The sequence below is a fragment of the Peptoniphilus indolicus ATCC 29427 genome, assembly GCF_000227315.1.
GTDB classification, from domain to species: Bacteria; Bacillota; Clostridia; order Tissierellales; family Peptoniphilaceae; genus Peptoniphilus; species Peptoniphilus indolicus.
Window position 1 is genome coordinate 1 of the sequence record NZ_JH165084.1, and the last position, 3,196, is coordinate 3,196.

Below are 3,196 nucleotides of genomic sequence, written 5' to 3' on the forward strand. Positions count from 1 at the left end.
AAAATTAATTATTTTTTTCTATGAACAAATCAATTTCTTCTCTTGTAGGCATAGAAATTGCCGTTCCTTTTTTCTGTACTGATAAGGCTGAAACAGCTGTTGCAAATTTAGCCGCATCAAATAAATTATTTCCTTCAGATAAGGATGTTAAAAGGCCTCCATTAAATGCATCTCCTGCTCCTGTTGTATCGACTGCCGTAACTTTATAAGAAGGTATAATTAAATCTTTACCATCAGAATATATATAAGAGCCATTTACTCCAAGAGTTATAACTACATTTTTAATGCCTTTTGAGAGTAGAACATCTTTTGCCTGTCTTGCAGTTTCTAAATCTATTACTTCAACACCAGTTAATCCTTTAACTTCAGTTTCGTTAGGAGTTATTGTATTTACATTGGCTAAAAATTCATCATTTACTTTTTGATAAGGAGCTGGATTTAAAATAATTTTTGCTCCCTTTTCAATAGCTTTCTTTATGATGTATTCATTTGCGTCTTGGTTAACTTCGTATTGAATCAATAAATATGATACGTCATCTAATAATTCGTCTAAAGAATCTATTTCTTCTTTTTGAATAGTATTACAAGCTCCAGGCACTATTAATATTTGGTTTTCGGCTGTTATTTCATCTACGCATATTAATGCTGAACCAGTTGAATCTTTTTCAGAAATTATAAAGCCTTTAGAATTCATTCCGATGTCATTTGCAATATGAAGTGCTATTTTGCCAAATGTATCATTACCAATTTTTGTGACAGTTATAATGTCAGCTCCTGATTTATGTGATGCCACAGCTTGGTTAAATCCCTTTCCGCCAGGTCCAATATTAAATTCATTGCCTCTTACGGTTTCACCAGGTTTTGGAAGATGAGTTGCTCTTGACATTAAATCAACAACAAAACTACCAAATACCATTACTTTTTCTTTCAAATTATCACCTACTTAAAAAGAGGAATGGTTAAGCCACTCCTCTTATTTTTTTATTATTTTACTACTAATTTTAATTCTACAGGGATAGATTTTTCAACAGTTTCTCCGTTGACAACTTTAACAGCTGTTTCTATTCCAAGAGAACCTATTTCTTTAGGTTGTTGAGCAATTGTAGCTGCTAATTCTCCAGCTTCAACAGATTTAACAGCATCATCAGTAGCATCAAAACCAACTACTTTGATATCTTTTCCACTTGTTTTAATTGCTTCAAGAGCTCCTAAAGCCATTTCATCATTGTGAGCAAATACCGCTTGTATATCAGAGTTAGCTTGTAGAATATTTTCCATTACAGAAAGCCCTTCAGTTCTATCATAGTTTGCAGTTTGCTTTGCGACTACTGTCAATTCTGAACCTTCAATGGCTTCGTTAAATCCTTGGCCTCTTTCTCTAGCTGAACTAGACCCTGGAATACCTTCTAATTCTACAACATTACCTTTTCCTTCAAGAAGTTTAATTATGTGCTCTCCTGCCATTTTACCACCAGCTATATTGTCAGAAGCTATGTGACTTACAACTTCTCCACCATTAGAAGCTCTATCTAATGTTATAACTGGAATACCAGCTTCATTAGCTTTCATAACAGCTGCTGCAACAGCATCAGAATCTGTAGGGTTAATCAAAAGTACATCTACGTTCTTAGTAATTAAATCTTCTACATTTGAAAGTTCTTTTGCCGGGTCATCTTGAGAGTCTAAAGCTATTATTTCTACACCTAATTCTTTAGCTTTTTCTTCAGCACCAGTTTTTAAATCTACGAAGAATGGGTTTTGTAGTGTAGATACAACTACACCTATAGTCTTGCTGTCTTTTGCTGCTTCATCTTTTTTGTCAGAAGCATTTTTGCCTCCATTACATCCTGCTAATAATGTTGCAACTATTAAAGCGCTCATTAGCATTGCAATGATTTTTTTGTTCATACATTACCTCCTACTTATTTGTTTTTTCTATCTAATAATACTGCTAAGAGTATTACAATAGCACGTACAACCATCTGATAATAAGATGATACATTCATCAGATTAAGCGAATTATTTAGTATACCTATGATTAGTGCACCAAATATAGTTCCGAGTATACTACCTTGTCCACCAGCAAGTGAAGTACCTCCAAGTACAACTGCAGCGATAGCATCTAATTCATATCCATCACCTGCATTAGGTTGAGCTGAAACAAGTCTTGAAGTTAAAATTAATCCCGCCATAGCGGCGAATAGTCCATTGATTATATATGATTTGATTTTAACAATATCTGTATTTAATCCTGATAACTTTGAAGCTTCTTCATTTCCACCAATTGCATAAATATATCTACCTGTCTTTGTATTGTTCAATATAAAATAACATACAATAAACACTATTCCCATTATATAAACTGGTGTTGGGATACCAAATATTGAGCCAGCACCTATCATTCTGAAACCATTTAAATTTTCCACTTTTAAAACAGATATTGGCTTTCCTTGAGTAAATACAAGAGTAGCTCCTTTTAATAACGTCATAGTTGCCAAAGTAGCTATAAATGGTTGGGCTTTTCCTTTAGTTATAATTACACCATTTAGCCCACCAGCTAAAATACCTATAAATAAACAAACCAAAACTGCCGCCACTACACCATAACCACTGACTAAAATGTATGCTCCAATAGCTGAACTAAAAGCTAGAATCGAACCAACAGACAAGTCAATTCCACCAGTTAAAATTACAAAAGTCATACCCGCTGCAATTATTGCATTTATAGAAGTTTGTCTTAATACATTCAGTAAATTATTTGGAGATATAAAATTAGGCCTTAATGTAGTAATAATTACCGAAAATAAAATTAAAAGTATAATAGGTCTAAATTTACTTAAAAAATCTTTTGTCTTATTCATCTTTACCCCCTATGATAAAATCATACTCATGATAGCTTCTTGGTTTGCATCTTCTCTTTTTAACTCACCCTTTTTAATGCCATCATGCATTACCATAATTCTATCACTCATACCTAACAACTCCGGCATTTCTGAAGATATCATTATGATTCCAACTTTTTCTTTTTTTAATGAATTTATTATTTCATAAATTTCTGTTTTAGCTCCAACGTCTACTCCTCTAGTAGGTTCATCTAAGATTAGAACTTTTGTCTTATTCATAAGACCTTTCGCAATAGAAACTTTTTGCTGATTTCCACCAGATAAATTTTTAATTTTTTGATTTAATGATGGAG

The 3,196-nt window shown here is 32.8% G+C and carries 4 protein-coding genes; all 4 read right to left on the reverse strand.

Annotated elements, in window-relative coordinates:
* Positions 1-4: 4 nt before the first annotated feature.
* Positions 5-931: a ribokinase gene (rbsK, locus tag HMPREF9129_RS09890; protein ID WP_004823265.1), complete on the reverse strand. Its 927-nt coding sequence runs from the start codon at positions 929-931 to the stop codon at positions 5-7.
* 53 nt (positions 932-984) lie between these two features.
* Entirely contained in the window at positions 985-1,908 is a 924-nt protein-coding gene (gene rbsB, locus HMPREF9129_RS09895) for a ribose ABC transporter substrate-binding protein RbsB (protein ID WP_004823267.1), read from the reverse strand.
* A 14-nt stretch (positions 1,909-1,922) separates the two neighbouring features.
* On the reverse strand, positions 1,923-2,861 hold the full coding sequence (gene rbsC, locus HMPREF9129_RS09900) for a ribose ABC transporter permease (protein WP_004823268.1): 939 nt from the start codon (positions 2,859-2,861) through the stop codon (positions 1,923-1,925).
* 9 nt (positions 2,862-2,870) lie between these two features.
* Positions 2,871-3,196 (reverse strand): ATP-binding cassette domain-containing protein (locus tag HMPREF9129_RS09905; protein WP_004823270.1); only part of this gene is annotated, 326 nt, incomplete at its 5' end.

Excerpts from the sequence above, each read along its gene's own strand:
- rbsB (WP_004823267.1), bottom strand. The coding sequence starts at position 1,908 with ATGAACAAAAAAATCATTGCAATGCTAATGAGCGCTTTAATAGTTGCA.
- rbsC (WP_004823268.1), bottom strand. The coding sequence starts at position 2,861 with ATGAATAAGACAAAAGATTTTTTAAGTAAATTTAGACCTATTATACTT.